The 2,043-nt window shown below is 71.8% G+C and carries 2 pseudogenes; both read left to right on the forward strand.

Annotation, left to right across the window (positions count from 1 at the left end):
• A pseudogene (locus LNW71_RS35935) lies at positions 1 to 312 on the forward strand (helix-turn-helix domain-containing protein); the annotation flags it as partial.
• Between the two features lie 433 nt (positions 313 to 745).
• Positions 746 to 1,495: pseudogene (locus LNW71_RS35940) on the forward strand (uracil-DNA glycosylase).
• Positions 1,496 to 2,043 lie beyond the last annotated feature (548 nt).

Here is a 2,043-nt window from a genome sequence, read left to right on the forward strand (position 1 = left end):
ACCAGCCCTCAGCGTCGACGACCTCGCCGCGCAGGCCAGGATCTCGCCGCGGACGCTCGCTCGCAGGTTCGCCGAGCAGCTCGGCATCAGCCCTGGCCAATGGCTGCTCCACCAGCGCATAGCAGCAGCCCGAGCGCTTCTGGAGGAGACGGAACTCCCCGTGGAGGCGATCGCGGCCCGAGTCGGCCTGTCATCGGCCGCCAACCCCGCCGCCGCTTCCACACCCTGGTGCACACCACCCCCGCCGCCTACCGGCGTTCCTTCGGCCGCCACGGACCCGGCCCGCGTCGTGACCCTGGCGCCGCGTCGTAACCCTGATGCCGCGTCGTGACCCCGGCACCGCGTCGTGACCCCGGAGCCTGAGCAGCCACGTCGGTGGCACCTGCGGCCGGCATCCAGCGCTCCGAGGGCGAGCACCCCGCGGGAGTCAGCGTCCGCTGTACCCGTCCGCTGTACCTTGTCCGATATGGCAGGACGTCAGATGGCCTTCGGCCGCGTGGGCGGGAGACGGAACGAGTCGGCTCGGAGCAGCCCTCTCGGACCGTCCGTCCAGGCGGCTTGCCGGACATGACCGTCCACCGGGCAACCGGACGCGGGCCGGCACAGTCGAGTCCGACACCCTGCCCCCCGACCGGCCGACCATCCGACCGACCGGCCTGCCTCGGCCGGCCGACCGGCCTTCCTGCCCCGGCCGGCCGGAGGGCGTCACCGAGCATCGACCAGTCAACGTGAAAGCGGCTTGATCATGCCCAACGCCGAGGACTACCCGGTGCGGGCCGCCTCCGAGGCCCGCACACTGAGCGACCTGGACGCGCGGCTGGTGCAGTGCCGCGCCTGCCCGCGCCTCGTCTCGTGGCGTGAGGAGACCGCCTCGTGAAGCGTCCGCGTTCCGGGACTGGGAGTACTGGGGACGCCCGGTGCCTGGATTCGGGCCGGCGGACGCCTCGATGCTGATCACGGGGCTTGCGCCCGCCGCGCACGGCGCGAACCGGACCGGCCGGATGTTCACCGGCGACCGGGCCGGCGACCTGTTGTTCGCGACGCTGCATGAGCTCGGGTTGACCTCCCGTGCCACGGTTACGGGCCCGGGCGACGGGCTGGAGCTGTACGGGGTCAGGGTCACCGCGCCCGTGCGCTGCGCGCCGCCCGCCAACAGCCCCACCACCGCCGAGCGGGACACCTGCCGCCCGTGGCTGTCCCGGGAGTTGCAGTTGCTGCGACCGACGGTGCGTTCCGTCGTCGTACTGGGCGGCTTCGGCTGGCAGGCCGCCCTGCCGGCCCTGCGGCAGGCCGGCTGGAACGTCCCCCGGCCGCGCCGGTATTCGGCCACGGCACACGGGCGACACTGACGCCGACGGACGGAACGGGCGCCCCGATGACGGTGTTCGGCTGCTACCACGTGAGCCAGCGCAACGTCTTCACCGGCCGGCTCACCCCGCGATGCTGCGCGAGGTACTCGCCGACGCCGCGCACGGCGGGCCTTCCCGCAGCGTGACCGGGCCGAGGACGACCCGGGCCGGGGACGACTCGCCGGCGGACCGGGTCCCCCGGCGCGCCCTGCCGCTCGAACGCGACGACATGGACCGCGCCCCTGCGCGACTGAACGACGGCTTCCTGCGGCGCTTCGGCGCGGAAGACGCGCCGGGCCGTCCACTCGCACCCATTTAATGGCGCTATCAAACGATAGATAGCGGAATGACGCACGAACGGGCCACGGAGAAGCGGACGTTGGAGCGGGGCGAACCCACGGAAGGGGCGGCGCCAAGACTCCGGCCGGCCGGCGGCGCAGCCCCGCGCGCCACTGCGCACCACCCCGCAAACGAGCCGAAAGGGCTTACCCAAGGGGTTCCGCCAAAAACCGACACCAAAACATCACAGGCTTGTCTCACCTCCAGACTCGGTCTTGACTCCGCCTCGTAACAGGCGTGTGCTTTGGCACAGCACGTTCGAGTCTGTTGTTTTCTGATTCTTTTTGGGGTACCGCTCCTTGGCGGTTCCCGACGGCGCTTCCTGTGGCCACCCACGCGAAACCCTCAACACACG

Source organism: Streptomyces sp. RKAG290 (genome assembly GCF_023701695.1).
Taxonomy (GTDB): domain Bacteria; phylum Actinomycetota; class Actinomycetes; order Streptomycetales; family Streptomycetaceae; genus Streptomyces.